This is a genomic window from Ensifer sp. 38_S197 (assembly GCF_056924495.1).
Map to the genome: position 1 here is coordinate 2,824,514 of NZ_JBXOVZ010000001.1, position 25,335 is coordinate 2,849,848.

A 25,335-nucleotide genomic window follows, 5' to 3' on the forward strand; every position below is an offset into this window, starting at 1 on the left:
CGAGGTGTGACGGTCTGCCGCGACCGAAGAGATCGTTCGCGCGGTCGGCGTCGCGTTATTGACTTCAGTCGCTCTTCTCGCGTTTCTTGGTGTCAAATTCTCGCGTTTCTTGGTGTCAAAGAGGATTAGTCGACGAACTCGACGATCACGCCAGGTTTAACCATCGCTGCCAGCTCTTCCGCATCCCAATTGGTCAAACGAACGCACCCGTGTGATCCGGCCTTGTCGATCAGCGATGGTTCCGGCGTACCGTGGATTCCGTAGGTGGGCTTCGAGAGGTCTATCCAGACGCTACCGACCGGGCTGTTCGGACCGCCAGGCAAGGTCAACACCTCTCTATTATCGCTCTGCTGGAAGTTGATGTTGGGGTTGTAGATATAGGGCGGCATTCGCGCCACTCCTTTCACTTTATGGATCCCGGAAGGAGACGGCGTCTCCGGGCTGCCGATCGTTGCTGGGTAGGCGGCGATCAGCGTTCCGTCGGCGCCGAAGGCCATGAGTTGGCCGGTGCGTCGGTGCGCTTCGATGCGCTTGACCATCCCCTGCCTTGGCGCCCCAGGGATCACAACGGAAACGGTCTCGCCGACGGAAAACGTCGAAGTCGCATTGAGCGCCTTGAGAAGATCGATATCCATGTGGAAGCGCTCGGCCAGCCTCTCCCCGACGCTTGTGTATCCGAGATGATCCATTCTCGCCTGTTCGGAATAGTCGTTGGGTATCTTGGCGACCAGCCCTTTGGTGTCGTCCCCGGAGACGACATAGGGCTGTACAACCGGCGCCTGCTTTGAAAGCCGTTCAAGGAGATCAGGGTCCAATCTGCCCTCTGCGGGCAGATCCTGCATGGTCTGGAAGGCGGCGACCGCTTTGGCAACGTTCTCGCCGCCGTAGCCATCGATTACCCCGGGCGATGCCCCCGCGCGGTCGAGAAGAACTTGAAGCCGAACGATAGCCGGGTCTGGGCTGTCCGAGATGGCGGCCATTCGCTCCAACAAACTGGGCGTGATCGACGCGCTGTTGATCGAATCCGGCTGAAGTGTCTGGGCTTTGGCCAAACCGGCGGGCAAGAGCAACAATAGCGCAGTGGACAGGGTCACGATCTTCATGACCGCGAAATCGCCCGCGCGCTTGATTTGTTCCCGACTTGCACCGGGATGTTGAGATGGCCGGACGAAAACACCTGCGGAGAGCCGAGGCGGCTTTGATTGAGGGGACAGCATGCCACGCACCGGCTTGGTGGCCAGGCACGGACCGCTTCGCACTCGCCTGGGATGAACCTTGCCGGCTACACGGAGCTATTTATCAACGTAGAACTAGTTGAGCACCCGCATGGGAGAACCGCGCCGCGGAAAGGACGTTGCCTCCGAACGCGAGCGTTCCAGCAACATGGCGTTTTCAAATAAGGTACCCTCGTCACTAATGCCGCCGCGAAGCTGATCTGTCAGGTACCGAACCAGGCGCCCGGCACGCAGACTGTTCGGCGGGATGTTCTGCCACAGGCAGACCCGGTCGAATGTCCGCTGGAGCATTTCAAGCTCGGTTGCATTCCATTGGCCATTGAGATCATTGACTGCCCACTGCATTGAAACCTCCCTGGCGGCCGCGATTCCGGCCCATTCTCCAGTTGACGCTCTCAGTTTCGCGCGGAGTGTCGGTGAACTGGCTCCGACCCGCGGCCTTCTTGGTTGAGACCGGTACTCGCCGCCCGATCTCCCATGCAGTCATTCGCGGCCGTCAGATCTGGGGTCGACGACCGGCCGGACAATCTATACCTCTTCATGGAATTAAGCCAGTGACGATGGGTTGCCGCGTTCGGTAGGGCCTGGCGTCCGTACCAATCAGCGACTTTGCTGTGGCGCGGGCCTTGTTCGAGCCCGCAAAGCCCACACGAATTCGGCCTTCGAGTTGTCGCGGTTGCCGACTGTGCCCTATGCCTCGACCAGGATCACGATTGACTCCGGCACTACGCCATCAAAGGCCATGGCATCGGCAGCGGCTTGGCTTTGCATGGCTTTCGACAGGGCGTCCAGATCAGGGACGTCCATGAGAATTGCCACTTGGGTCTGGTCCTGGGGATCGACGAAGGTTCGAATGCTCGTCACCCCCAGCGGGCCGAAGAACTCTTTACGCTTCGGCGATTTCAGCCAATGTTCCGCACTTTTCGTGATCTTGTGGTGGGCGATGATGGTCGGCATTGCATCCTCCCTGTCGTGGCACGGGCGTTGGTTTCGGCGCAACTTTCCCTGTGCATCCGCGTTGCCTTACGGAAGGCCCCATCGGCCAGACTGTCAATTAGCCCGTCGGAAGTAGAGTGCCGTCATCAGGAGGATGAGGTTGATGCCGAAATTCGTGACAATTGGATATGGAGACCGTGCGGGCTACGACCGCACGGCGGCAGCGGTTCGCGACGCGGCGCACGCGCATGATGCGGACCTTCGCGCAAAAGGGGCATTGATGGGGATCGCCGGAGCGCCTGTCCAGGTGCGCAACGCCAATGCTGCGCACATCGAGAAGCGAGACGGTCCGTTCATGTCGTCGTCGCTTCCTGTGGCCGGCTTTGCAGTGATTGAGGCCGCTGACCTGGCCGAAGCGGTCGAAATGGTATCGCTCACGCCCTGTGCCGTTGCACATGGCGTGGTCGAGATCTGGCCGTTGGAGACCCCTTGAGCTCAGGAAGCCTGGGCAACCAATGTTGGCTCCTGCATATCGACAGGGCTACTCTCGCTTTTCGCCTCCGCGGCTACAGGCTGTTGCCTGCCGTCCCTGAAGAGTTTCCACTTTGTCGGGCGGAAGGCGACGCGGCTGTGGTCGCCGGCGGCGGCGCGTTCGGGGGAGAGCTCGATCTCGACAGGTGGGTGGTTGCGGCCAAGGTCGAGTTCGAGGTGGCGGGTGCCGGCGACCCGGCGGCTGGCGGTGACGAGGCCGGCGAGACAGCCGCCGCAGCCGTCGATCAGCTCGATGTCGTGCGGGCGGAAGAAGAGATTGGCCGGGCCGTCCGGCTCGGCCGGAGCCCTAAGGCCGATCGGCCGGTCCTCGAACCAGATCTCGCCGTTGGCGAGCGTCACCGCGAGGCAGTTCGACTGGCCGATGAAGCCATAGACGAAGGGCGAGACCGGATGGTCGTAGATCTCGTCCGGGGTGCCGACCTGCTCGATCGCGCCCTTGCTCATGACGACGACGCGGTCGGCCAGCTCCAGCGCCTCCTCCTGGTCGTGGGTGACGAAGATCGTCGTGTGGCCGGTGCGGTCGTGGATCTCCCTGAGCCACTTGCGCAGTTCCTTCCGGACCTGCGCGTCGAGCGCGCCGAAGGGCTCGTCGAGCAGCAGCACGTTCGGTTCGACCGCCATGGCGCGGGCGAGTGCCACGCGCTGGCGCTGGCCGCCGGAGAGTTGCGCCGGATAGCGCTTGTCGAGGCCGGAAAGCTGCACCAGGTCGAGGAGATCGAGCGCCCGCTGGCGGATCTCGGCCGCCGGCGGCCGGCGGTTGGCGGGCCGCACCTTGAGGCCGAAGGCGACGTTGTCGAGCACCGTCATGTGGCGGAACAGGGCATAGTGCTGGAAGACGAAGCCGATGTTGCGCTCCTGCACCGTCTTTTGCGAGGCATCCTCGTCGCCGAAGAAGACCGTGCCGCCGGTCGGGCTTTCGAGCCCGGCGACGAGGCGCAACAGCGTCGTCTTGCCGGAGCCGGAGGGACCTAAGAGCGCGATCAGCTCGCCGGAGCGGATGTCGAGCGAGACGTCGTCGAGCGCCGGGAAGCGGCCGAATTCCTTGCGGATGTTGTGAACGCGCACGTCCATGGCGATACCTTTCGAATGCGGGCTTTCCCGGTCAGTGCCTGCGGCTGGCGGCGATCTCGGCGCTGTAGCGGATCTCCAGCGCCGTCTTCAAAATCAGGGTGATCAGCGCCAGCAGCGCCAGCAACGCCGCCACCGCGAAGGCGGCGACGAAGTTATATTCATTATAGAGGATTTCCACCTGCAACGGCATGGTGTTGGTCTCGCCGCGGATGTGGCCGGAGACGACCGAGACGGCGCCGAACTCGCCCATGGCGCGGGCGTTGCATAAGAGCACGCCGTAGAGCAGCCCCCATTTGATGTTCGGCAGCGTCACGTGCCAGAAGGTCTGCCAGCCGGAGGCGCCGAGAGACAGGGCCGCTTCCTCGTCGCTGCTGCCCTGTTCCTGCATCAGCGGGATCAGCTCGCGGGCGACGAAGGGGAAGGTGACGAAGACGGTGGCGAGCACCAGGCCGGGCACGGCAAAGAGGATCTGGATGCCGTGGTTCTGCAGCCACGGGCCGATCAGGCTGTGCGAGCCGAACAACAGCACGAAGACGAGGCCGGAGATCACCGGCGAGACCGAGAACGGCAGGTCGATCAGCGTCGTCAGGAAGGCCTTGCCCTTGAACTCGAACTTGGCGATCGCCCAGGCGGCGGCGACGCCGAAGACGAGGTTGAGCGGCACGGCGATGGCGGCGACGGTCAGCGTCAGGCGGATCGCCGAGAACGTCTCGGTGTCGCCAAGCGCCGCGACGAACTCGGTCGGCCCCTTGCGCAGCGCCTCGGTGAAGACGGCGGCAAGCGGCAACAGCAAAAACAGCGCGACGAAGGCAAGGGCGGTGATCGTCAGCGTCAGCCGGGCAAAGCGGCTTTCCGAGGTGGCGGCGGCAAGCTTGGGCAAGGCCGGCTTCGGGCCGGAAGCGGGCAGGGGACTGGGAGCCGAGCTGGCGGTCAGATCATGCGACATAGACATATCTCCGCCGGCTCCAGGCCTGGATCGAGTTGATGAAGAGCAGCATCGCAAACGAGATCGCCAGCATCACCGCGGCGATCGCGGTGGCGGCGGCGTAGTTGAACTCCTCGAGCCGGATGACGATCAGCAGCGGTGCGATCTCGGAGACATAGGGCAGGTTGCCGGCGATGAAGATCACCGAGCCGTATTCGCCGACACCGCGGGCAAAGGCAAGCGCAAAGCCGGTGAGGCCGGCCGGCATCAGCCCCGGCAGCAGCACCCGGCTGATCGTCTGGAAGCGGCTGGCGCCCAGGGTGGCGGCGGCCTCCTCGACCTCCTTGTCGATCTCCTCCATGATCGGCTGCACGGTGCGGACAACAAAGGGCAGGCCGACGAAGATCAGGGCGACGACGATGCCGGCGGGGGTGAAGGCGACCTTGAGGCCGAGCGGCTCGAGGAACTGGCCGATCCAGCCATTGGGCGCATAGAGCGCCGTCAGGGCAATGCCGGCGACCGCGGTCGGCAGCGCGAACGGCAGGTCGACCATGGCGTCGATCACCCGCTTGCCGGGGAAACGATAGCGCACCAGCACCCAGGCGAGGATGACGCCGAAGACGAGGTTGATCACCGCGGCGAGAAACGCCGTGCCGAAGGAGATCTTCAAGGCATTGAGCGTGCGCGGATCGAGCGTCAGCGCCACGAACTCGGACCAGCCGAGCCCGCTTGCCCGCACCACCAGCCCCGACAGCGGGATCAACACGATCAGCACCAGCCAGCTCAGCGTGATCCCGAGCGACAGCCCAAACCCGGGCAAGACACTCGGCTGGCGAAACCGCCAGCGGCTCCCATTGCGTCGCTCCGTCAACTTTCGGTCACCTTTTCAGCCCTGCAACCGCAAAGGGTTGCACCATCCCCTATCCAAACCGATCATCAAATCGCCGGTTGGCCGGCTTGTCAGAGCGCCGGTGTCTTTCGGCGCCAAACTAACAATTTCACGGGCTCCAACAACGCAAATTTTTGACGCTGGGACGGGTCACAAGGAAACTGATTTCGCTTTTGAGCCGCGTCGAAGGAAACACTCTACTGCGGATATTGTTCCATGTCCGATTGTTGATCGCGGGGGGCGTGGTCTTCAGATCAGAAAATAAATACTATAGAAATTATAGATATTAGGCGTTCCTTGCTTCTCCGCCGTCTGTTGCTTGCGCATAGTCGATCCAGAACCGGATCTGTTTGCAACGGAACGTTGCAGGTCCTGGATCGCCTTCGCAAGAGATTGATGTCATGGCAAAAACGCTCATCATTCCGGGATTGTTCGGGTCCGACGAGGGGCACTGGCAACGCCATTGGCTGAGGGATCATCCGGATGCGGTTCTGGTCGAACAGAACGATTGGAACCGGCCAAGGCTTGATGATTGGCGCGATGCTCTCGAACGCGAAATCCTCCGGCACGGGATCGTCGACCTGGTGGCCCACAGTCTCGGCTCGATTCTTGTTGCCGATCTGGCGCGGCGCCCCCTGTCAGGGCATGTGCGCAGCGCGCTGCTCGTCGCGCCCTGCGACCTCGGCCCAACCGATCGCATGCATCCCGGTGCCATCGATTTCGGCCCAATGCCCGATCTGCCATTGCCTTTTTCCAGCCTCGTCGTCGGCAGCCTCAACGATCCCTATATGCCTTTCGATCGCCTGCGGCACGTTTCGACGCGATGGGGCAGCCGTCTCGTCGATCTCGGCTATGCCGGCCATATCAATATCGCCAGTGGCTTCGGCCGCTGGTCGCATGGCTATGATCTGTTGCGCGTTCTGAACGGCATCGCACGGCGGGAGCCATCGCGGGCGCAACCCATGGAGCTTGAAGTCATGGAACGGTCACCCATGCCGAGCAGCCCGGCCTGAAGCCCTATGGAACTGGACCGACATACTCTTCTACGCAGCACTTGATGTTGGGATCGTTTCGCGCTCTAATAGCGCACTAACTTTATAGAGTATGCCGTCTAGGGATGACCATGCGCCGGAGTGCCAGGCCAGCCAGAACAACGGATACGGGCTCGACCGCTGCCGCGGTGGGCGCTATGTTTTCCCGACCCTGCGACTATCGCATATATCGACACCTGGGTCGGCATTTTGTGACAATTCGGTCGGTGTGCGGGTTCCGGACCGAAACAGCCATGCATTTCAGACTTTGCCGGACAGAACCGGCCATGGGAGAGTGCACATGACTGTCCATGGATTGTTTGCGAAGGTCGCTCCCGAGGGAGCCGCTGCCAGAGCCAAGCCGCATATCGCCATCATTGGTCGCGGATTTTCCGGCGTGATGATGGCCATTGCGCTGATGAAGTCGGTGCGGACCGCGTTTCACGTCCACCTTTTCGACCCGCAACCGACGATCAGTGGCGGGCAAGTGCTGGCCGCCGCCCAAAGTGGCGAGATCCTCAACAGCCGGGTGCGCGACCTCTCGGTCGCCGCTGGCCAGCCGGAGGACTTCAACGATTGGCTCCTGGCGAATGCGGAGTTCCGCGCGGCAGTTTCCGCCGCCATTCCCGGGTTTCAGCAGATCTTTGTGCCGAAGAGCATCTTCAGCGACTACGTCTACCAACGCTTTTCCGAAGCCCTAACGCGCCGGCCCGATATATCGATACAGCTCTCTTGCCAGGCGGTGTTGGGCCTGCGCAAGCAAGCCAATGGCCGCTTCCTGGTCATGCAGGAGGAAGCGACAGTGGAGTGCGATGCCGTTGTGCTGGCCACCGGCTTTGGCCTGCGCGAAGGCGAGATGGAGATTGCCGAAGAGGAGAGACCGCTGGTGCGCGCCCGCCGTCTGGTCGTTCCGCGCCATACAGTCCTCCTCGGCAGTGGTGTCCGGGTGGTCGACCGGCTGTTGCAATTGCGCGACAACGGTTTTGCCGGCGAGATCACCATTCTCTCCCGACACGGCTTTCTGCCGCAGCCGCATACGCGCCTCGCGGCGGCGCCGACTTTTCCGGTTGGACCGATGCCGACCCGGCTCGGCGAGATCGTCCGCTTCGTGCGGCAGGCCTGCGCGGAGGCGGAGGCCACCGGCCTTGGCTGGCAGGCGGCCATGAACGGGCTGCGCCGGCGCGCACGTTCGCTCTGGCAATCATTGCCTGAAGAGGAAAAGCGCCGGTTCAACCGGCACCTGCGCTCGATCTATGACAGCCATCGCAACCGCCTGCCGGCGCCTTTGCACCTGCGACTCCGGCAGGAACTCGCCGGCGGGCAAACCACCATTCGGAAGGGCTGGGCGGGCAAGCGCCGCCCAGATGGATTGATGGTGCGCTGGGCGGGCGAAAGCGAGGAAACGCTGCTTGCGGCCGATCAGGTGATCGACTGTCGCTGTTCGGCACCGGACCTTCGGGCGCCGCTGATGCAGAGCCTCTTTGCCGGCGGGCTGGCAGAGCCGGACGAGCTCAGTCTTGGGATCGCCGTCAGTCCGGCCGGCGAAGTTCTCGCCGGCGGACAGCCGACGCGCAATCTCTACGCGATCGGACCGCTCGGCGTCGGCAGTCTGCCGGACATCGACCTGGTGCCCGAGATCGTGACTCAGACCTATGCCGCGGCGCGGTTGATCGCCACGCGGCATCGCGTGACCCTGAAGACCGGGTGACGGTGACGCCCGATCTTCCAAGATGTCATCGTCGCGTCGCCCACGGTACCAGCCACCGCTCAAGCTGCCGCGCCGTCATCTCGAAGACGAAGGCGACGGCGGCGATGACGACGATGCCCGCGATCACCACATCGGTCACCAGAAATTGAGCTGCGGACTGGATCATGAAGCCGAGGCCGCGTGTTGCCGCGACCAGTTCGGCGGCCACCAGCGTCGACCAGCCCGCACCGAGCGCAATCCTGGTCCCGGTCAGGACCGAAGGAAGGGCGCTTGGCAGGATGACGTGGCGTAGAACCTGCAGACGCGACGCGCCAAAGGCGCGGGCGGCGTTGATGTGATCCGGCGAGGTGGATTTGACGCCGGTCGCCGTCGACAGAATGATCGGCGGCAACATTGCGAGCGCGATGACCGCGATCTTGGAGGCCTCGCCGATCCCCAGCCAGATGATCACCAAGGGCAGATAGGCAAGCGGCGGCAAGGGGCGCAGGAACTCCACGATCGGATCGAGGATGCCTTTGCCGAGCCGACTGGTGCCGATGGCAATGCCGGCCGGCACGCCGAGGAGGATTGCCACTGCAAGCGCGCTGAAAATCCGCAGAAGACTGGCGCCCGCATGCTGGGCGAGCGTCGCGTCGACGAAGCCTGTAACGGCAAGGCCTTGCAGAGCCTGATAGACGGCGAGCGGCGAGGGCAGGAACAGCGGCGAAACGAGACCATAGCTTGAGGCAAGGCTCCAAAGAGCGAGCAACGCAGCGATCGTCGTCAAGGATATCCAGGCGAGTGGTACCTGTGATCGTGTCGTGCGTCGTTCCGGTTGCTCGACAATGCCCTGCGCCTGACGCGTCGTCGACGGTGCACTTTCGATCGAGAGGCTCATGCGGCGATCCCTTCGTCTTCGGCATGGATGAGGCCAGTCAATTCGTCATGCAGGCGCCGGAACGCCGGAGAACTACGGATCTCGGAGAGCGGTACGCCGGCAAGAAAGTCATGGCCGAATGTGGTTGCGATCTCGCTGGCGATGCGTCCCGGATTGGGGGCGAGCACGATGACCCGGGTCGCGAGCAGAAGCGCTTCCTCGATGCTGTGGGTGATCAGGAGCGCGCCGACGCGGCTCTTCTGCCAAACATCGAGAAGAAACCCCTGCATCCGGCTGCGCGTGAGTGCGTCGAGCGCGCCAAGCGGTTCGTCCATCAGCAGAAACTTCGGATCGGAGGCGAGTGCTCTGGCGATGCCGACACGCTGGCGCATGCCGCCGGAAAGCTCCCAGACGTGTCGGCCCGCCGCGTCAGGCAGACCGACCCGATCAAGGAGGTTCCTCGCCTTTTCCTGGCGCTCGGACCTGGAAATGCCGCGCAGGTGAAGTGGAAAGGCGACATTGTCGAGAGCGGTCAGCCACGGATAGAGCGCATCGTCCTGGAAAACCACGGCCCGATCTGCACCCGGACCCGTAACCGGTCGGCCGTCGATGCAGACATGACCGCTGCTTGCCGCCACGAAGCCAGCCGCCAGATTGAGAAGACTGGTCTTGCCCGAACCGGAGCGGCCGATGACGACGACGAATTCGTCGCGGGCGATCTTCAGGTTAATGGAAGCGAGAACCGGGGCGGTTCTGCTGTCGGAGGCTGCATATCGCAGCGTGACATTTTCGAGGGAAAGAACGGACATCCTGTGTTCCCATTTCGGCTGGCACGTCGGGATGCTCGCCCGGTTGTCTGTGCCGGGCGAGCAGGGGAACGGCTCTGGCCTCAGAACGAGAGCTTCGCCGCCTCCTGCGCCCAGCGGGCGGAGACGTAGGGCGTGTAATCCGGAAGGACCGCAGGGATCTTGCCCTGATCAAGTAGGAAAGCCGAGGTCTCGGCGATTGCCTTGGCCGTAGCACCGCCGAGAAGATCGGCGCCGGCCTGTTCTTCAAGCGAAGGGAAGTAATAGCCCTTGAGCAGGTTCGGAACGTCCTCGGGCTTTGCGCCGGTCAGGCGGGCGATCTTTTCCACCTCAGGCGAAGCGGCGTTCCAGCTCTCGGGTTTTGCGCGATAATCCGCATAGGCGTCCCCTGTCACCTTGACGAAGCCTGTCACGACATCCGGATGCGCTTCGGCAAACTTCTTGCTGACGATCCAGGCATCGAAGGTAGGACCGCCCCATTTCGCCACATCACTAGAGGTCGCGAGCACCGTCGCGGTCTTCTTGATTTCGGAGAGCACCGGGTCCCAGACATAAGCGCCGTCGATATCGCCGCGCTGCCAGGCAGCCGCAATTTCCGGAGGCCGGAGGTTGAGGATTTCGACCGCCTTCGGATCGATATTCCAGTGCTTCAGGGCCGTGAGCAGGCTGTAGTGTGCTGTCGAAACGAAGGGGGTCGCGATCTTCTTGCCGGCAAGCTGCTCCGGCTTGTCGATGCCCTTGACGGCGAGAGCCTCGGCTTCGCTGATCAGTCCGACGACGAAAATCGTTTCGAGGGGCAGTTGCCGGCTGGCGGCAGCGGCGAGCGGCGATGAGCCGACATAGCCGATATCGATCGACCCGGAGGCGAGCGCGGCGATCACGTCGGCGCCGCCGTCGAACTTTTGCCAGGTGATCTTGGCGCCCGTTACTTTCTCATAGGTTCCGTCTGCCTGCGGAACACGCGACGGCTCGACGATCGGTTGGTAACCGATGGTCAGCGTCGTTTCGGCGGCGAGAGCGGGGAAGGGGGCCTGGCTGGCCAGAAGCAAGGCCGCGCCTGCGGCAAGAAGGGTACGTCTGCGGATCGTCATTGTGTGCTCCTCAACGGTTGGGTCCTGGCCCCGCTGTGGAGCCTCACTACAATGATTATTAAAAAGATAGATTTTATATAGATAATTTATTCCGCATTTCACTGACCCGCAGCGGGCCCATTCCAAAATTGAGGCGTTTCGGCGCAGCTTCGTGCGCCTGCCGGGCTTTGCGCGAGGCTAGAGGTCCAGACCGCCGTAGCGGCCGTTGTGATAGAGGATCGGCTCGCCGGAACCTGTGGCGATGGCCACGACCCGCCCGAGGATAATGGCGTGGCTATGGCGCTCGATGATTTCCTCAACTTCGCAGTCGATCGCGGCCAATGCCCCGCTCAATGCTGACGCGCCGCTTGCTAGCCGAACCCAGTCGGCTCCCTCGTAGCGGGCCGGGCCCTTGGCGCCATCCAGGCCGGAGAAACGTTCGGCCACTCTCTGCTGCTCTCGCGAGAGGATGTTGACGCAGAAATGCCGATAGCGCTGGATGACGGGCCAAGTCGAAGAGGTCCGATTGATATTGACGATCATGGTCGGCGGATCCACCGACAGGGCCGTCGCCGAAGTGACAGTGGCCCCGGTCCGTTCGTCGCCGATGCCTGCGGTAATCACCGAGACGCCGCCTGACAGATTGCGCATGGCCGCCTTGAGAGCCGGCGCCGTGATCGGCTCGTAGCCATTGCTGGTTGGAACACTTGCGTCGAATGCAGGAGATGCGGCGAGCGCGATCGTCATGGCCTGTCCCTCGAAATTTTTGCCTAATTCCCGGGCGCGAACCGCCGATACGGGAAAAATTTTTCCTCTTACTAAAGATGGTCGTCTGATTTTTGATTGTCAATAAAATTTATAGAGTTTATGTTTTTGCGGTCGGCAAGACGTTCATGGCTGCCGAAGACCAGCTTGCGAGGAGGCATTCGCCGATGGACACTGCGCCTGTGAAAATTCCCGAAAAGATCAATGTTCTCTGGTTTCTGCCGACCCACGGCGACAGCCGTTATCTCGGCACCACGCGTGGCGGCCGCAATGTCGATATCAATTACCTGAAGCAGGTGGCCCAGGCGGCCGACGCGCTCGGCTATTACGGCGTTCTCATTCCGACGGGCCGCAGTTGCGAAGACAGCTGGGTGGTCGCCTCGGCGCTGGCGCCGCTTACGGAAAAACTGCGCTTCCTGATCGCCGTGAGGCCTGGCCTCTTGTCGCCGACGCTGGCGGCGCGCATGACGGCCACGCTCGACCGACTTTCGAATGGGCGGTTGCTGATCAACGTGGTCACCGGCGGCGACCCGATTGAAAACAAGGGCGATGGCATTCACCTCTCGCACGGCGAGCGTTACGAGGTGACCGAGGAATTCCTCAAGATCTACAAAGCCGTGTTACGTGGTGAAGAGGTCGATTTCAAGGGAAAACACTTCGATATCGAAGGTGGCAAGCTGCTGTTTCAATCTGTGCAGAAGCCGCATCCGCCGCTTTATTTCGGCGGTTCCTCGGGCAAGGGCCAGGAAGTGGCGGCGCGCACGATCGACAAGTACCTGACCTGGGGAGAGCCCGTCGAAGACGTTGCCCGAAAGATTGCAGACGTTCGTGCGCTCGCCAATGCCGAGGGCAGGGAGGTAACCTTCGGCATCCGCCTGCACGTGATCGTGCGAGAAACGGCCAAGGAGGCATGGCAGGCCGCTGACGAACTGATACAATATGTCGATGACGACACGATTGCCGCGGCACAGAAGGTGTTCGAGCGTATGGATTCGGTTGGTCAGAGCCGCATGAGCCGCCTGCATGGCGGCCGACGTGACAAGCTTGAAGTCGCTCCAAACCTCTGGGCCGGGGTTGGCTTGGTGCGCGGCGGTGCGGGCACGGCACTGGTCGGCGACCCCGACGACGTGAGGGCTCGTATCGAGGAATACCGGCAGGCCGGCATCGATAGTTTCATCCTGTCCGGCTATCCGCACCTGGAAGAGGCCTATCGTTTCGGGGAACTGGTGCTGCCGAACCTGCCGCTTGCCCATGCCGTTCCGACCCGCGAGGCGTCGATCAACACCGGGCCGTTCGGCGAAACGATTGCCGGCGATCATCGTCCGAAACTGAAGGTTTCCCAATCGTGACGGGACCGACGCGCCGAACCGTCATCGCAATCGTCGGCGGCGGCTTCACCGGGGCGGCGGTTGCCGCAAACCTCGCGCGGAACGCGGCAAGTGACGGCGCGGCCATTGTCGTCTTCGAGCCGAGGGGGCGCCTTGGCGCAGGCCTCGCCTACGATACGGACAATCCCGCGCACCGCATCAACGTACCGGCGGCGCGCATGAGCCTGGTTCCAGACGATCCCGACGATTTCCTCAACTGGATGGCGGTAAAAGGCGAACCGCTCGGCGATCCCGATGCTCTGGCGGTTGACGGCAATCTCTATCCGCGCCGAGCGGTGTTCGGCCGCTATGTCTGCGAGTTCGTCGCGCCGTTCCTGAAAAGTGGAAAGGTCGAGCATCGGCGCGAACGTGTCGAGCATATCGAGCGCAGCGGGAATCGTTGGCGACTGGGCAGCTCCGCCGGCACGGACCTGCTGGCCGATATCGTCGTTATCGCCACGACGCATCCGGCGCCCTGCGCCCCACGCCGCGTGGATCAGGCGCTTTACGGCCACCCGCGCTACGTGCCCGATTCCACCGTTGCTGGTGCCCTGGACTGCATCCGTGCCGATGACCACGTCCTCGTCATCGGAAACGGGCTGACGGCAGCCGACGTGATTGCTTCGCTGGGGCTCGCCGATCATCGCGGCCCGGTCGTCGCATTGTCGCGCCGAGGCTTGCGGTCACGCGGTCATCCGGGTGAGCCCCAGGAACCGTTCGGCGATTTCTCCAACAACCCGGCGCGAACCGCACTCGAATTGCTGCAGCGCGTTCGGCGCGCCCTGCGCCAGGCAGCAGAAATCGGTACCAGCTGGCATGGGGTTTTCGATGCGCTCCGCAGCCAGGGCGGTCAGGTCTGGAGGGCCCTGCCAGTGGTGGAGCGCCGCCGCCTCGTGCGCCATCTGCGTCCGTTCTGGGACGTCCACCGCTTCCGCGTGGCACCGCAGATCGATGGAGCGATCCTTGATGGGCTGGAGCAAGGGCGGGTGCGAATTCTTGGAGCTGCCATCGAGCAGGTCGAGAGACGCGGCCATGTCATCGCGGTCGATATCCGTCACCGACATGCCGGCCGCCGGGAGCGCCTACTGTTCGATGCCTGTGTGGTGACCACCGGTCCGGCCCATACCGGCATCCTCTCGAGCCAGAGTTGGCTGGCAGACCTCGCTTCACAGGGATGGTTGCGTTTGGATGACGTGGGTCTGGGTCTTGCCTGCGACGAGGCAAGCCGCGCAGTTGGTGCGAACGGCACCGCGGAGCGATCGCTGATCGTTGCCGGGCCGCTGGCGCGTGGCACCTTCGGCGAACTGATGGGCCTGCCGCAGGTCAACGACCATGCAATCTTCGTCGCCGAAGAGATTGCCGATATGTTGGAACCAGCGCGAAACGGCCAGCGCGTCGCGTCCGTCACAACAATCTAGCAACAGCCGTCACCGCCCGCCCGTGGTGCGGATGGAACGTATCCGTGTGCGGTTCTGCGATAGGGCGCAAGGCGCGATTGCGAGAGATCGCGAGGCACTTTAGCCGCTCGTCGGCGCGGTTTCGCCATCGAGACGTCGCGACCAGTCCTCGACCGTGTGCGTCTGGAGGCGCCTGGCCGCGTAATCCCGCCAGCTCGATGGGAGAATGGCTAGGTTTGTGATCTCTTCAAGAGCCTCCCTATTGAGGGTATCGACGTAGAGAAAATGCCAGAGCCGGGCGATGCTCCATTCGGGCCGAAACCGGTCCGCCCTCGATGACGCGATAATACCAGCCGGTGCGGCCGGATTGCTGAAGACGCCGGGCCATATCGGGCAAATCGAAACGGCGATTTAGCTTCCAGCAGGGCTGTCTTCCCTGGCTTACCTCCAGAAGAGCGCCGCCCAGGCGGAATCGGTCGCCAACCGCGACGTCGCGCTCCATCAGGCCCAGGGTCGAAAGATTTTCGCCAAAGGCGCCCGGCTGTTGCAGCAACGGCATGGAGCCGATCTCGTCCATCCAGGCTCGATAATGGTCCCGAGGGTAGTGATGCACGGCCTTGTCGACGCCGCCATGCCTTTTGAGATCCCCCTGGTGATCGCCGGAAAAACCGGTAGCGCCGAGCAGCACGGCGCCACCGATTGGATATTTGACTATGCCGCTGAGGGTCCCCCGATCGTCGATCGGCGAGAGGCTGCCTAAGAGCAAGGCGTCGAGTGCGGTCGGCTGCCGATCAATCATCGATATGCTCCACCCAGTCGCTAATCATCGCTGCTGCGGCGCGCTTCAGGCTGGGGCCGAAGCGCAGGGCATCGGCACGAAGATCCGCCACGCTCAACCCAGCAGCCGCCAGTTCGCAGGCATGGCCGACCAGCCAGCGTTCGAAGCGAGCACCCGTTTCCACCTCTGGATGAAACTGCAAGCCGAGCACCGTCCGTCCCTGCATGAAAGCCTGCCGTGCGATAGCCGGAGTCGAGGCGAGCAGCTCGGCACCGCGCGGCAGGTCAAACGTATCTCCATGCCAGTGCAACACGGAAACGTCGGCGAGATGGCGGAGAGGTGAAGCAAGGCCGGCGGCAGAAAGGCTGAGCGGCGAAAAGCCGATCTCCTTGATACCGGATGAATAGACGCGAGCGCCAAGCGCCCGGGCGATCAGTTGCGCGCCCAGGCAAATGCCAAGCGTCGGTCGATCGGCGGCAAGACGTGCTTGCAGCATTGCGATCTCGTCTGCGACGAAGGGATAAGCCGTATCCTCGTAGACGCCGATCGGGCCGCCGAGCACGACGAGAAGATCCGGCTCGGTCGGATCGAACGAAAGATAGTCGGCATTGCCAACGTCTCGATACTCGATGGCAAACCCCGCCGCGCGCAGCGGGTCCGCAAAGGTGCCAAGGTCCTCGAAATGCACGTGCCGTATAGCGACGGCCTTCTTTGACGTCATCAGCCGTCTCCTCTAGCGGCGTTTATCATAAGTATTGGGGATCATGCAGCCGTCGTTCGTGCACCCGTTCGTTTCCGGACTTTCGGCGGCGACGTCGGGGATCGGCGCCGCGAGCAGCGCGGCAAGGCGGGCGCCGATGACCATGTCGTCTTCGATGCCGAAGCGGTGATATTCAACGTGACCGTCGCGGCCGATGATGATTGCGGTTGGCGTGCCGCGCATCCCGTAGAGTGCCATCGTCTTCGGTATCGGCCCGTCATCGGATGGTTGATCGACGGCGATCGGGAAGGTCAGACGGTATTCGTGAATGAAGGCCTTGAGCGCGTCGGGCGTCATGACCGCGTGATGCTCGAACACCGAATGCAGGCCAATGACCTGGAGGTCGGTCTCGCGGAAGACGGTCTGCACGCGCTGGGTCTGGGGCAGGCCGTGCGAGACGCAGGCCGGGCAGAGCATCTGAAAGGCATGGAGGAAAACGACCCGTCCGCGAAGCCGTTCGAGGCTAAGGGGCGTCGTGGAATTGAACCAGGTTGAGACGGCGAGTTCCGGCGCCGCGATCCGATAGCTGCTGTTCATTGTCTTCTCCGGAGAAGGCCGGACGGGTTCTGCCGTCCGGCCGCCTTGTCAGGCCGCTTCGCGAACGAGCTTCACGACAGGGAAATCCACCGGTACGGCGAGCGCGACGTTGATGTAGTTGGTGAAGAGGTTGAGCGCGACATGGGCAATGATCTCGACGATGTCCTGATCGTCGTAACCGGCATCGCGCAGCGACCGCACATCCGCGTCAGTGACCTGGCCACGTGCCTCGACAAGCTTCCGGGCGAAGATCAACGCGGCGGCGGTCTTCGGGTCGGACGACTTGCCCCGTTGCGCGCTTGCCATTTCCTCGGCGGTCGCTCCGGCCTTGCGGCCAAGTGCCGTATGGGCGGCCAGGCAATAATGGCACTCATTGCGGTCGGCGACGGCAACGGCGATCTGTTCGCCGAGCTTGGCACCGAGGCGGCCGTTCCCGAGCGCGCCGAAAGAGCCCCACATGCTGGCAAGTGCGGCCGGGGAATTGGCGACCGCCCGGAACATGTTGGGGGCGATCCCGAAGGCCGAGCGGATCTCGCCAAGCAGTTCACCGCTGGCGCCGGTTGCCGAATTGGGGTCAACGAGATTAATTCTGTTCATGGTTTTCTCTTTCTATTTGCGTGGAGGGAGAAAATTGCCGGTCCGCCGATGGCAGTCGTCGGACCGGCGCCAACATCATCGGTGTCCGTCCGCGGTACGGAGAACGGTGCTTGCGGGATCCGATGTTGAAGCTCTTCGTGAAAGCATGGAGCGCTTTCGGTCTTGCCCCGGGCTAGTTGCCGGCGCTGGTGTGTCCTTTCATTTTCATTTCAGGCTGCACCGTGGTTGAAGACGCGCCAAGCAGCGTCCCGCTCAGCGGCGTCGGCGCCTCCAAATTCACCGCAGTCAACGCGCAATTCCGCCGGCCCGAAGGCGGCATCGACGAAGGCGCAATGGTGCGGGGCCTTCGCATCGTCGTAAACATTTGGCCGGAAGTAACGACAGTTGACGCACATGCGCTGCTCAGGGATGGCTCCAGCCGTTTGCAGGCGGCGGATGATCTTGACGAGGTGCATCAGCAGGTCCTGCTGCTCGAGCTTGGAGAGCGCCGCAATGGCATCCTCGGTCGCTGATGCCAGTTGACCGGCCTGACAAACCGCGGTTTCGCCCTGCGGCGTTGCCGCGACCGAAAGCGCGCGCGCATCGCTGGGATCGGCTTGCTTCTCGACAAGGCCCTTGCGCAGGAGCGCATTGACCGAGTCCGTCGTCGTGGGTTGGCTGACGCCGAGATAGGCAGCAATCTGCTTTACGCGCATGCCGCTCCGGCCGCGGGCGACGAGAAAGGTGAGGATCTGCAATTGCGTCGGATTGAGGCCGATGGCCTCGGCCGCCGTCCAGGCCTCGCTGCGCATGGCCGTCGCCACGCGCGATAGCCCGTCACCAATTCGGTCGACCAAAGAGGGTGTGCTGCCAGGTTCGTTGCTCATGGCGATTATAGGTATAGGAGTCCTATGTACTGTCAACATTAGAAAAGCGCTCCGAATTTGACGCGCATCAAAGTAGAGGCGGCATCGGGGGCCTATTTCTCTGTTCGAACAACCCGAGCACGGGCTGCTCGCTCAAATGGAGAAGACGATGTTGAATGCAATCAAGAGCGGATTGGGTTTCGCCATCGCGGCAATGCTTGTCGCAGCACCTGCAGCCGCCGCAGACTTTGAAGTGCACATGCTGAACAAGGGCAAGGACGGCGCGATGGTGTTCGAGCCGGCGTCGCTGAAGGTTGCGCCCGGCGACACGGTTACCTTCATCCCCACCGACAAGGGGCACAATGTCGAAACCATCAAGGGCATGATCCCGGACGGCGCCGGGGCCTTCAAGAGCAAGGTCAATGAAAACTACAAGGTGACCTTCACCGCTCCCGGCGTCTACGGCGTCAAGTGCACGCCGCACTACGGCATGGGCATGGTCGGCGTCGTCCAGGTCGGAGACGCCCCAGTCAATCTTGATGCCGTGAAGGCCGCCAAGAACCCGAAGAAAGCGCAGGAGCGCCTGGATGCCGCCCTGGCGGCACTCGGAAACTAAGCGTTTCGACTTCGCTTCGGAGCGGGGTGGGGACAGGCCGCTCCCGGCGACCGCGCACTGGGTGAGGCACGGCGCCATCATGCGGAACCAATGCGAAGACTTCGCGTTGGTTCCGCATGGATCAAATCGCCGCCGAATTGTTCCCGCCGTCACAGATTCCTTATCCCATCATATTTGTGCGCGTCCTCGGCGCACTGTTCCTGGGTGCCGTCATCGGCTTCGAGCGTGAGGCAAAGGCGCGACCGGCGGGCCTCAAGACCCATATGCTCGTCTGCCTTGCTGCCTGCACTTTCGGCATCATTTCGCTTGAGAGCGTCCGGCTCGGTGGCTTCTTCGACGATCGTGTCCGCCTCGAACCGCTGCGCGTGGTGGAAGCGGTGACCGCGGGCGTTGCCTTTCTCGCCGCCGGCACCATCGTACTTTCCAGGGGCGAGGTTCAGGGAATAACGACCGGCGCCAGTCTCTGGCTTGCAGGGGCCATCGGCCTTGCGGTGGGCTTCGGCCAATGGGTCGTGGCCGGCCTTGCGGCGGCATCCGCCTTTTCCGTCCTTTTTGTCATCGGCTCTATCGAGGCGCAGGCCATGCGGCACGAACAGCCAGACGTGGAGCCTCGGGACGAGGCGAAAGACATCCACGCCAAGCGCTAGGCTTGAGTGCCCGCTAGCCGGATCGAACGGAACTGGCTTGGGCGAGGTTATCAATTCGCATGATGCAGCGGTTCTAGTGAATTGATTTTCATTGGGATTGTTGTTGCTTGGGTAAGCTGGCTCCTCCGGCCAAACTTCGTCCGGTTCCGGCCCGCTGGAGCCTTGGCGAGGGCAGCCCGTGGGCTTGGCCCTCTTCGCCTCAGTCGCAGAACGTGAGCGGGACGAGGCGACTTGGCGAAGTGGTGCGACTGTCACGCCCTTCTGGAAGAGTGAGCGCTGCTCGCCAGGCGTCCGACAACGTCGCCCGCTACAGAGGGTGGCCCACACCAAATCTGTTCGGCAATTCCCGTGGGAACCGCTAAGGTTGACCGACGCTGCACCGAGGAAGGTTAGATGGACTCCACCGGTTCCCTTGCCGCCAAATTGCTATCGGCGACGCTCTTGTTCGACCAGACGTCCTTGGCCGCGCTGGAGGCTCTGGCCGCCAACTCCGATCGCCGGATTTTGCGACGCGGCGAGGTTCTCGTTCGTGAGGGAGACCGGTCGGACCGCTTCTTCGTCGTTCTATCGGGACGCTTCACGGTGCACCGGGAGGGCGTTGGCGAGACTGTTGCGGAGATCGGCCAGGGCGAGCTTGTCGGCGAAATCGGCTTTTTCGCCGCGTTACCGCGCATTGCCACCGTCGTTGCGGCGCGTGATTCAATCGTACTCGAAATACGTGACGACCAGTTCGAGAGGGCCGCCAAGGCGTTGCCCAGCCTGCGCCAGTCGGTGACGACGTTTCTCGCGCGCCGGTTCGCGATGCAGCCGCCGGCGCCCACGCAGACCAAGCAACCCTGCAAACTCCGGACGCTGGCGATCGTGCCTGCGGGCCGCAGTCGCATTTTACCCGATTTCACCGCGCAGCTCCGGGCCGCGTTTTCTGCTGGCAAGCGGGCCGTGTTCCTGACCCGGCGAGAACTCGAAGACCGGTTCGCCGGCCTGCCGATCGACGATCAGCCCGTGCTCGACTGGCTGAACCATCTCGAAGGCAAGGCCGATATCATCGTCTATGTCGCCGATGACGAGCCAAGCGAGTGGACGCGCGTCTGTATCCGTCAGGCCGATAATGTGCTGCTGTTCGCCGATGCATCCGACCCGGCCGACCTCAGCGCCTGTGAGGCGCTGGCGCTTGCCATCCATGCGCCGTCGAACCTTCGGCTTGTACTCGTTCACCCGAAGCGCACTGCAACGGTTTCCGGAACCGCCGCCTGGCTCGACGCGCGACCCGGGGTCCGCCAGCATCACCACGTTTCGCTGGAAGACGGGTTGGACGTCGAGCGCCTGGTCCGCTTCATCTCAGGTGAGGCGAGGGGCTTTGTCGCAGCCGGCGGAGGCTCGCTCGGCTGCGCGCATATCGGCGTTTACAAAGCCTTCGTCGAGGCGGGGGCCTCCTTCGACTATCTCGGCGGCACCAGCTCTGGCGCTGCGATGATGGCAGGCTTCGCCAGAGGACTGGACGCTGACGCAATCGACCGGGGAACGCATCTCATCTTCGTCAAGAGCCGCGCGTTTCGTCGTCTCACCTTGCCACAATATGCGCTGCTCGATCACAAGGTGCTCGACCGCACGCTACAGGCGGAATATGGCGACGTTCTCATCGAAGACCTCTGGCTTCCGTTCTTCGCTCTGTCGGCCAATCTCAGCAGTCGGCGGGCGCATGTCCACCGCCGGGGAAAGCTCTGGCAGGCCGTCAGGGCGTCAGGCTCGATCCCTGGTGTCCTGCCACCATTCTTCACGGCCGAAGGCGACATGCTGGTCGATGGCGCCATCATGAACAATCTGCCGCTGGAGCAGATGAAAGAACTCAAGACCGGTCCTAATGTCGTCGCGAGCTTGGGCTCTAACGGACCAAGAAAACATCATATCGACTATGACAGCATACCGGGAGCATCCGAACTGGCGGTGCGTATGCTCACACCCTTCGGTCGTGCCACCCTGCCGAAGGTCCCGAGCATGATTCAGGTGATAACGGCGAGCGTGCTGGCGCACAGGCCCGAGGAAGTCATGCTCGATGAGCAGGATATTCTCGTCTCCCCGGCGATTTCGAGCGCGATCGGATTCATGGACTGGAGCCAGCATTCCGAACTCTATGTCGAAGCCTACGAGTGGACGAAGCGATGGATCGTGGAGCGTCTTCGCGATAATGACCCGAGGCTCCTGCGAATACTTGGCAGTCGGGCAGCGCCCGGCTTGAAGCAGGCGGCGGCGAGTGACTTGGACCGGTCCGCCCTGTGACAGGGGTCGTATTCGGTAGGGCGGGCATGCGTCGGATGAAGGGTGTTTGCCTCGGAGTTCTGAGCCGATTTCATCCCCCTTGCTGAATTGTCACCGTCCTCTTGCGGTTGTAGTATTTTAGGATAGCCTTGCGGGGGATTTAGCCCGCAAGGCTGTTCCGCTTGGAAGTGAGAAGACCAGCAAATAGAGAGCCCTCGGACGAGAAACGGCTCGAATACGAAAATGCTTCGTCCCCGAATTGGTATGCCGATCGGGTTCCCTTGGATGTACTTGCGGGACGTCTTTGGTGTTCGGTGCACGGCAGGTGTGTAGTCCGTGCCACAGTAGTCCCATTGCTTGAAGTGGATCGACGTGATGGCTGAGAATAAGAATGCGGGCGCACCTCCGAGTGCGCAGGATCTCCGAATGCAGATCCTTCAGCGGGAAATGGAGGAAATGGACAAGGAGCGGCGATTAAAGGCGATCGAGGAACAGAAACACGCCGATTTTGCCGCAGATTTTCTGGAAAAACAGGTGACGGAGGAGGAGATCGCCATCGTTCGCCGGCTTGTGGCAAACGCCGTCAAGGCCGGCAAGTTCGAGGCGATGGTTTACAGCTTCCCCTCCGAGCTTTGCAGCGACAGCGGTCGTGCAATCAACAGTGGCGACCGCGACTGGCCGCAAACCCTGCAGGGCAAGGCGAAGGAATTTTTCGATCGCTACCAGACCCATGGCAAGCCGCAGGGCTACAAGCTGAAGGCGATGATCATCAACTTTCCGGGCGGCGTGCCCGGCGATGTCGGGTTCTTCCTGAACTGGGCTCCAGACAAGGCCTGAACGCGACTGTTCTCCGTGCCGGCGGTCTCGCCGGCGCCCGCGCTTCAGTACTGCTGCCAGAGAACCTTCAACGCTCGGAAGCCCCGCGCCGCAAGGCGCGGGCTTACCAGTCCTAGAAGACGTCGGGTACCGTCCTGCGAACGTGATCGTCGTCCGCGAAGTCGTTCGGCCGCTTCTGGCGCTTGCCGAGGTCCGGTTCGGTGAACTTCACGTGTTCGTACGGGATCGAGGCGAGAATGTGCGAGATGCAATTGATGCGCGCCCGCTTCTTGTCGTCTGACGGGACGATCCACCAGGGGGCATACTCCGTGTCCGTCATGCGGATCATCTCGTTATAGGCCCGGGTATAGTCCCACCAGCGCTGATAGGACTCGACGTCCATCGGGCTGAGCTTCCATTGGCGCAACGGGTCGGCGATGCGCTGGCGGAACCGGCGCTCCTGTTCCTTCTCGCTGACATCGAGGAAGTACTTGAGCAGGACGATGCCGCTTTCGACCATTGCCGCTTCAAAGCGCGGTGCGAGTTCGAGGAAACGTCGGGCGCTGTCTTCCGAGCAGAAACCCATGACGCGCTCGACGCCCGGGCGGTTGTACCAGGAGCGATCGAAGATCACGACCTCGCCGGCGGCCGGCAAATGCTGGATGTAACGCTGCATGTAGATCTGGGACTTTTCCCGCTCGGTGGGCGCGGGCAGGGCCGTGACCCTGAAGACGCGGGGGCTGACGCGTTCGGTCAGCCGCCTGATCACGCCACCCTTGCCGGCGGCATCGCGCCCCTCGAAGACAATGACGATGCGCGCGCCGGTCTTTTTCACCCAGGCCTGCAGGTGCGCGATCTCTTCCTGCAGCCGGGCAAGCTCCTTGGCGTAGCCGCCGGATGAGCGCTCCTCTGGCGCTGCTCCTTCGGCAACCCTATCGGCGTCGTTCTTGTCCTTATTCTTTTTCTTGCCTTCGTGTTTTCCCATCTTTCTCTCCCGTTTCGAAGCTCTGTGCGGTTCCCACGGCGTTCGAGTTCGCAGCGATTTCCCCTTCCGGTTCCTGGCTTTCGCCATACCGGGCCTCGTAAGCGTCGAGCGCATCCTCCATACCCTCGAAGATCATGTTCGGCCCGATTCTTTCGATGATGCCGGCCCGGTCGAGCAGGGCGCGCGCATCCGTATGCAGCTCCGCCAGACCTAGCGCGATGCCCCCGGCCTTCAACTCGTCAGCGAGTTCCCCGAGCATCTCGGCGGCGGTGCTGTCGATCTGGGGGATCGCACTGGCGTCGATGACGAGCCAATGGGCCGGCGGCGGCAGTTCTTCGGCAATGGCCGTGAGGCGCGCTCGCACATAGTCCGCGTTGTAGAAAAGCAGGCTGTCCTGGATCATGCAGGCGCCGAAGCCCGGCACAGGCCGTGCATCCGGCGCGCGATGCAGCTTGTAGAAGCCGTCCCGACCCGGAATTCTGCCGAGCAGGGCGTCGTGCGGATACATGGTCTGCAGCAAGAGATAGATCAGGGTGGCGGCAATGGCGATGACCACGCCACTCAGCACGCCGAGACCGATGGGCCCCCACAAGGCGATCAGAGCAAAAACGAATTCGATCCGGTTGATGCGCCATATCCGTCTAAGGCCCTCGATATCGATCAGGCTGAGGGCCGTTGCCGCGAGTATCGCACCCAGAGCGGCGACCGGCAGGATGCGCAGAACGTTGCCGAGGAACAGGAGCACCGCCATGAGGGTTGCGGCTGCGACGAGGCTGGCGATTTGTGAACGACCGCCGACGGCGAAGTTCACGGCGGTGCGCGAATCCGAGGCCGTCACCGGAAACGTTCCGAACAGCCCGGCGGCGAAGTTTGCCGCGCCGAAACCGGTCAGTTCGCGGTTCGGGTCGACACGGTAGCCGCCGATCGTTGCGAAGCTGCGGGCGGCGATGACACCGGAGCCGAAACTGACAAGGAAAATCGCCGCCCCGCCGGTAAGCAAGGCGTCGATTGGCAGGTTGCCGATGCGCGGCAGAACGAGCGATGGCAGCCCCTGCGGTATGTCGCCGACGATCGCCATGCCGCGCCCTTCGAAGTCGAAGAGAAAGGAAAGTAGCACGGCCACGAAAACGACGATTACCGGGCCCGGTATGGGCGAGCGATAGATGCGGGCCACTTGCAGAAGGGCAAAACAGGCCAGAGCGAAGGCCAAGGTCGGCCAATGGATCGAACCGGCTTGTCGCAGGAGTTCGAGCACGGGCGATATGAGTCCTTCGGACTCGATATCGACGCCGGTAAAGCGCTTGATCTGCCCGACCAGGATCGACAACGAGATACCGGCGAAGAAGCCGGTCAGGATCGGGCGTGACAGAAAGGTCGCGAGCACTCCGAGCCGTACCAGGCGCGCAAGCAGACACAGGATGCCGACGACCAATGCGAGCAGCGCGGCCGCCGTCACGCGGTCAACCGTCGCGCCGGGCGCCGCGAATACAGTTGTCAGAACCGCTGCCAGCACGGTCATCGTCGCAGCATCCGGTCCAACGATGAGCTGGCGCGATGGGCCGAAGAGCGCATAGGCGATGAGCGGTGTTATGCTGGCATAGAGACCCGTTTCGGCGGGCAGTCCGGCTATAGCGGGATAGGCGATGGCGCTTGGCAGGCCGACGGCGGCAATTGCAAGTCCGGCCGAAATATCGCTGCGCAGCCAACCCACCCGATAACCATCCAGGTTCGCGAGTAACGGCAGGCGAGGCAGATGAAACGGCATGCTCGTGCCCCCGGATTATGCCTCCTCCAACCGGGAACGGATTCGTACCGATGGGAGGGTCAAACGGATGGACCATAACACTGGCAATATTAGAGATGCAAAACTTTTCGTTTTGGCTGATCCTG

General features: G+C 62.7%; 25 protein-coding genes and 1 pseudogene. 9 read left to right on the forward strand and 17 right to left on the reverse strand.

Annotated features, from left to right (window positions below):
* Positions 1–125: 125 nt before the first annotated feature.
* The 3 genes from AC1Z3V_RS12920 to AC1Z3V_RS12930 all read right to left on the reverse strand — a co-directional run bounded on the left by AC1Z3V_RS12920 (position 126) and on the right by AC1Z3V_RS12930 (position 2,192).
* Positions 126–1,103: a L,D-transpeptidase family protein gene (locus AC1Z3V_RS12920; protein WP_483499395.1), complete on the reverse strand. Its 978-nt coding sequence runs from the start codon at positions 1,101–1,103 to the stop codon at positions 126–128.
* 207 nt (positions 1,104–1,310) lie between these two features.
* A complete protein-coding gene (locus tag AC1Z3V_RS12925; RefSeq protein WP_429811983.1) occupies positions 1,311–1,580 on the reverse strand; it encodes a hypothetical protein in 270 nt (89 codons plus the stop codon).
* A 345-nt stretch (positions 1,581–1,925) separates the two neighbouring features.
* A complete protein-coding gene (locus AC1Z3V_RS12930) occupies positions 1,926–2,192 on the reverse strand; it encodes a hypothetical protein (protein WP_429811985.1) in 267 nt (88 codons plus the stop codon).
* A 142-nt stretch (positions 2,193–2,334) separates the two neighbouring features.
* Here AC1Z3V_RS12930 and AC1Z3V_RS12935 point away from each other — a divergent pair, with 142 nt between their 5' ends.
* Complete coding sequence (locus AC1Z3V_RS12935) at positions 2,335–2,664, forward strand: YciI family protein (protein WP_483499397.1); 330 nt, start codon at positions 2,335–2,337, stop codon at positions 2,662–2,664.
* Between the two features lie 2 nt (positions 2,665–2,666).
* On the opposite strand, the gene AC1Z3V_RS12940 is transcribed toward AC1Z3V_RS12935, so the two are convergent.
* The 3 genes from AC1Z3V_RS12940 to cysT are packed head-to-tail and all read right to left on the reverse strand — an operon-like array spanning position 2,667 to position 5,590.
* Complete coding sequence (locus AC1Z3V_RS12940; protein WP_483499399.1) at positions 2,667–3,794, reverse strand: sulfate/molybdate ABC transporter ATP-binding protein; 1,128 nt, start codon at positions 3,792–3,794, stop codon at positions 2,667–2,669.
* A 31-nt stretch (positions 3,795–3,825) separates the two neighbouring features.
* The gene (cysW, locus tag AC1Z3V_RS12945; RefSeq protein WP_483499400.1) at positions 3,826–4,740 is read right to left on the reverse strand and encodes a sulfate ABC transporter permease subunit CysW; all 915 of its coding nucleotides are present in this window, start codon (positions 4,738–4,740) and stop codon (positions 3,826–3,828) included.
* Positions 4,730–5,590, reverse strand: a complete 861-nt coding sequence (cysT, locus tag AC1Z3V_RS12950; protein ID WP_483499402.1) for a sulfate ABC transporter permease subunit CysT — start codon at positions 5,588–5,590, stop codon at positions 4,730–4,732. Before cysT ends, cysW begins: the two co-directional genes overlap by 11 nt.
* A gap of 419 nt (positions 5,591–6,009) precedes the next feature.
* Here cysT and AC1Z3V_RS12955 point away from each other — a divergent pair, with 419 nt between their 5' ends.
* On the forward strand, positions 6,010–6,621 hold the full coding sequence (locus AC1Z3V_RS12955) for an RBBP9/YdeN family alpha/beta hydrolase (protein ID WP_483499404.1): 612 nt from the start codon (positions 6,010–6,012) through the stop codon (positions 6,619–6,621).
* Positions 6,622–6,940: 319 nt separating this feature from the next.
* Positions 6,941–8,347, forward strand: coding sequence for an FAD/NAD(P)-binding protein (locus AC1Z3V_RS12960; RefSeq protein WP_429820793.1), 1,407 nt, complete (start codon positions 6,941–6,943; stop codon positions 8,345–8,347).
* A 25-nt stretch (positions 8,348–8,372) separates the two neighbouring features.
* Here AC1Z3V_RS12960 and AC1Z3V_RS12965 read toward each other — a convergent pair whose 3' ends face one another.
* The 4 genes from AC1Z3V_RS12965 to AC1Z3V_RS12980 form a co-directional block, all read right to left on the reverse strand.
* The gene (locus tag AC1Z3V_RS12965; protein WP_483499406.1) at positions 8,373–9,224 is read right to left on the reverse strand and encodes an ABC transporter permease subunit; all 852 of its coding nucleotides are present in this window, start codon (positions 9,222–9,224) and stop codon (positions 8,373–8,375) included.
* Complete coding sequence (locus tag AC1Z3V_RS12970; protein WP_429820789.1) at positions 9,221–10,012, reverse strand: taurine ABC transporter ATP-binding protein; 792 nt, start codon at positions 10,010–10,012, stop codon at positions 9,221–9,223. Before AC1Z3V_RS12970 ends, AC1Z3V_RS12965 begins: the two co-directional genes overlap by 4 nt.
* 80 nt (positions 10,013–10,092) lie before the next feature.
* Positions 10,093–11,100 carry a taurine ABC transporter substrate-binding protein gene (tauA, locus tag AC1Z3V_RS12975; RefSeq protein WP_483499408.1) on the reverse strand — a complete coding sequence of 336 codons (1,008 nt, stop codon included), beginning with the start codon at positions 11,098–11,100 and terminating at the stop codon, positions 10,093–10,095.
* A gap of 177 nt (positions 11,101–11,277) precedes the next feature.
* A complete protein-coding gene (locus AC1Z3V_RS12980; protein WP_483499409.1) occupies positions 11,278–11,826 on the reverse strand; it encodes a flavin reductase family protein in 549 nt (182 codons plus the stop codon).
* A gap of 185 nt (positions 11,827–12,011) precedes the next feature.
* Between AC1Z3V_RS12980 and ssuD the strand changes: the two genes are divergently transcribed.
* A complete protein-coding gene (ssuD, locus tag AC1Z3V_RS12985) occupies positions 12,012–13,193 on the forward strand; it encodes an FMNH2-dependent alkanesulfonate monooxygenase (RefSeq protein ID WP_483499411.1) in 1,182 nt (393 codons plus the stop codon).
* Entirely contained in the window at positions 13,190–14,629 is a 1,440-nt protein-coding gene (locus AC1Z3V_RS12990; protein ID WP_429820781.1) for an FAD/NAD(P)-binding protein, read from the forward strand. The genes ssuD and AC1Z3V_RS12990 overlap by 4 nt, the downstream gene beginning before the upstream one ends.
* Positions 14,630–14,728: 99 nt before the next feature.
* Here AC1Z3V_RS12990 and AC1Z3V_RS12995 read toward each other — a convergent pair.
* The 5 genes and pseudogenes from AC1Z3V_RS12995 to AC1Z3V_RS13015 form a co-directional block, all read right to left on the reverse strand.
* Positions 14,729–15,407, reverse strand: a pseudogene (locus tag AC1Z3V_RS12995) (MOSC domain-containing protein).
* The gene (locus AC1Z3V_RS13000; protein ID WP_429820777.1) at positions 15,400–16,107 is read right to left on the reverse strand and encodes a glutamine amidotransferase; all 708 of its coding nucleotides are present in this window, start codon (positions 16,105–16,107) and stop codon (positions 15,400–15,402) included. Before AC1Z3V_RS13000 ends, AC1Z3V_RS12995 begins: the two are co-directional and overlap by 8 nt.
* Positions 16,108–16,119: 12 nt before the next feature.
* Positions 16,120–16,683 carry a redoxin domain-containing protein gene (locus tag AC1Z3V_RS13005; protein WP_429820775.1) on the reverse strand — a complete coding sequence of 188 codons (564 nt, stop codon included), beginning with the start codon at positions 16,681–16,683 and terminating at the stop codon, positions 16,120–16,122.
* Between the two features lie 48 nt (positions 16,684–16,731).
* A complete protein-coding gene (locus tag AC1Z3V_RS13010; RefSeq protein WP_429820773.1) occupies positions 16,732–17,280 on the reverse strand; it encodes a carboxymuconolactone decarboxylase family protein in 549 nt (182 codons plus the stop codon).
* A gap of 209 nt (positions 17,281–17,489) precedes the next feature.
* Positions 17,490–18,071 carry a MarR family winged helix-turn-helix transcriptional regulator gene (locus AC1Z3V_RS13015; RefSeq protein ID WP_429820772.1) on the reverse strand — a complete coding sequence of 194 codons (582 nt, stop codon included), beginning with the start codon at positions 18,069–18,071 and terminating at the stop codon, positions 17,490–17,492.
* A gap of 223 nt (positions 18,072–18,294) precedes the next feature.
* On the opposite strand from AC1Z3V_RS13015, the gene AC1Z3V_RS13020 reads away from it, so the two are divergent.
* The 4 genes from AC1Z3V_RS13020 to AC1Z3V_RS13035 all read left to right on the forward strand — a co-directional run bounded on the left by AC1Z3V_RS13020 (position 18,295) and on the right by AC1Z3V_RS13035 (position 22,481).
* Complete coding sequence (locus AC1Z3V_RS13020; RefSeq protein WP_429820770.1) at positions 18,295–18,741, forward strand: pseudoazurin; 447 nt, start codon at positions 18,295–18,297, stop codon at positions 18,739–18,741.
* 116 nt (positions 18,742–18,857) lie between these two features.
* On the forward strand, positions 18,858–19,388 hold the full coding sequence (locus tag AC1Z3V_RS13025) for an MgtC/SapB family protein (RefSeq protein ID WP_483499414.1): 531 nt from the start codon (positions 18,858–18,860) through the stop codon (positions 19,386–19,388).
* Positions 19,389–19,781: 393 nt separating this feature from the next.
* Positions 19,782–21,665, forward strand: a complete 1,884-nt coding sequence (locus tag AC1Z3V_RS13030) for a patatin-like phospholipase family protein (RefSeq protein WP_483499415.1) — start codon at positions 19,782–19,784, stop codon at positions 21,663–21,665.
* Between the two features lie 354 nt (positions 21,666–22,019).
* Positions 22,020–22,481, forward strand: a complete 462-nt coding sequence (locus tag AC1Z3V_RS13035) for a histidine kinase (protein WP_429820764.1) — start codon at positions 22,020–22,022, stop codon at positions 22,479–22,481.
* A gap of 112 nt (positions 22,482–22,593) precedes the next feature.
* Here the strand turns inward: AC1Z3V_RS13035 and ppk2 are convergent, their stop codons facing one another.
* On the reverse strand, positions 22,594–23,445 hold the full coding sequence (gene ppk2, locus AC1Z3V_RS13040; protein WP_429820762.1) for a polyphosphate kinase 2: 852 nt from the start codon (positions 23,443–23,445) through the stop codon (positions 22,594–22,596).
* Positions 23,414–25,210, reverse strand: a complete 1,797-nt coding sequence (locus AC1Z3V_RS13045) for a SulP family inorganic anion transporter (RefSeq protein WP_483499417.1) — start codon at positions 25,208–25,210, stop codon at positions 23,414–23,416. Before AC1Z3V_RS13045 ends, ppk2 begins: the two co-directional genes overlap by 32 nt.
* Between the last annotated feature and the right edge of the window lie 125 nt (positions 25,211–25,335).

Bases quoted from the DNA above. Each gene is read 5' to 3' on its own strand.
- AC1Z3V_RS12920 (WP_483499395.1), bottom strand. From the start codon at position 1,103: ATGAAGATCGTGACCCTGTCCACTGCGCTATTGTTGCTCTTGCCCGCC.
- AC1Z3V_RS12925 (WP_429811983.1), bottom strand. From the start codon at position 1,580: ATGCAGTGGGCAGTCAATGATCTCAATGGCCAATGGAATGCAACCGAG.
- AC1Z3V_RS12930 (WP_429811985.1), bottom strand. From the start codon at position 2,192: ATGCCGACCATCATCGCCCACCACAAGATCACGAAAAGTGCGGAACAT.
- AC1Z3V_RS12935 (WP_483499397.1), top strand. From the start codon at position 2,335: ATGCCGAAATTCGTGACAATTGGATATGGAGACCGTGCGGGCTACGAC.
- AC1Z3V_RS12940 (WP_483499399.1), bottom strand. From the start codon at position 3,794: ATGGACGTGCGCGTTCACAACATCCGCAAGGAATTCGGCCGCTTCCCG.
- cysW (WP_483499400.1), bottom strand. From the start codon at position 4,740: ATGTCGCATGATCTGACCGCCAGCTCGGCTCCCAGTCCCCTGCCCGCT.
- AC1Z3V_RS12955 (WP_483499404.1), top strand. From the start codon at position 6,010: ATGGCAAAAACGCTCATCATTCCGGGATTGTTCGGGTCCGACGAGGGG.
- AC1Z3V_RS12960 (WP_429820793.1), top strand. From the start codon at position 6,941: ATGACTGTCCATGGATTGTTTGCGAAGGTCGCTCCCGAGGGAGCCGCT.
- AC1Z3V_RS12965 (WP_483499406.1), bottom strand. From the start codon at position 9,224: ATGAGCCTCTCGATCGAAAGTGCACCGTCGACGACGCGTCAGGCGCAG.
- AC1Z3V_RS12970 (WP_429820789.1), bottom strand. From the start codon at position 10,012: ATGTCCGTTCTTTCCCTCGAAAATGTCACGCTGCGATATGCAGCCTCC.
- tauA (WP_483499408.1), bottom strand. From the start codon at position 11,100: ATGACGATCCGCAGACGTACCCTTCTTGCCGCAGGCGCGGCCTTGCTT.
- AC1Z3V_RS12980 (WP_483499409.1), bottom strand. From the start codon at position 11,826: ATGACGATCGCGCTCGCCGCATCTCCTGCATTCGACGCAAGTGTTCCA.
- ssuD (WP_483499411.1), top strand. From the start codon at position 12,012: ATGGACACTGCGCCTGTGAAAATTCCCGAAAAGATCAATGTTCTCTGG.
- AC1Z3V_RS13000 (WP_429820777.1), bottom strand. From the start codon at position 16,107: ATGACGTCAAAGAAGGCCGTCGCTATACGGCACGTGCATTTCGAGGAC.
- AC1Z3V_RS13005 (WP_429820775.1), bottom strand. From the start codon at position 16,683: ATGAACAGCAGCTATCGGATCGCGGCGCCGGAACTCGCCGTCTCAACC.
- AC1Z3V_RS13010 (WP_429820773.1), bottom strand. From the start codon at position 17,280: ATGAACAGAATTAATCTCGTTGACCCCAATTCGGCAACCGGCGCCAGC.
- AC1Z3V_RS13015 (WP_429820772.1), bottom strand. From the start codon at position 18,071: ATGCGCAGCGAGGCCTGGACGGCGGCCGAGGCCATCGGCCTCAATCCG.
- AC1Z3V_RS13020 (WP_429820770.1), top strand. From the start codon at position 18,295: ATGTTGAATGCAATCAAGAGCGGATTGGGTTTCGCCATCGCGGCAATG.
- AC1Z3V_RS13025 (WP_483499414.1), top strand. From the start codon at position 18,858: ATGGATCAAATCGCCGCCGAATTGTTCCCGCCGTCACAGATTCCTTAT.
- AC1Z3V_RS13030 (WP_483499415.1), top strand. From the start codon at position 19,782: ATGGACTCCACCGGTTCCCTTGCCGCCAAATTGCTATCGGCGACGCTC.
- AC1Z3V_RS13035 (WP_429820764.1), top strand. From the start codon at position 22,020: ATGGCTGAGAATAAGAATGCGGGCGCACCTCCGAGTGCGCAGGATCTC.
- ppk2 (WP_429820762.1), bottom strand. From the start codon at position 23,445: ATGGGAAAACACGAAGGCAAGAAAAAGAATAAGGACAAGAACGACGCC.
- AC1Z3V_RS13045 (WP_483499417.1), bottom strand. From the start codon at position 25,210: ATGCCGTTTCATCTGCCTCGCCTGCCGTTACTCGCGAACCTGGATGGT.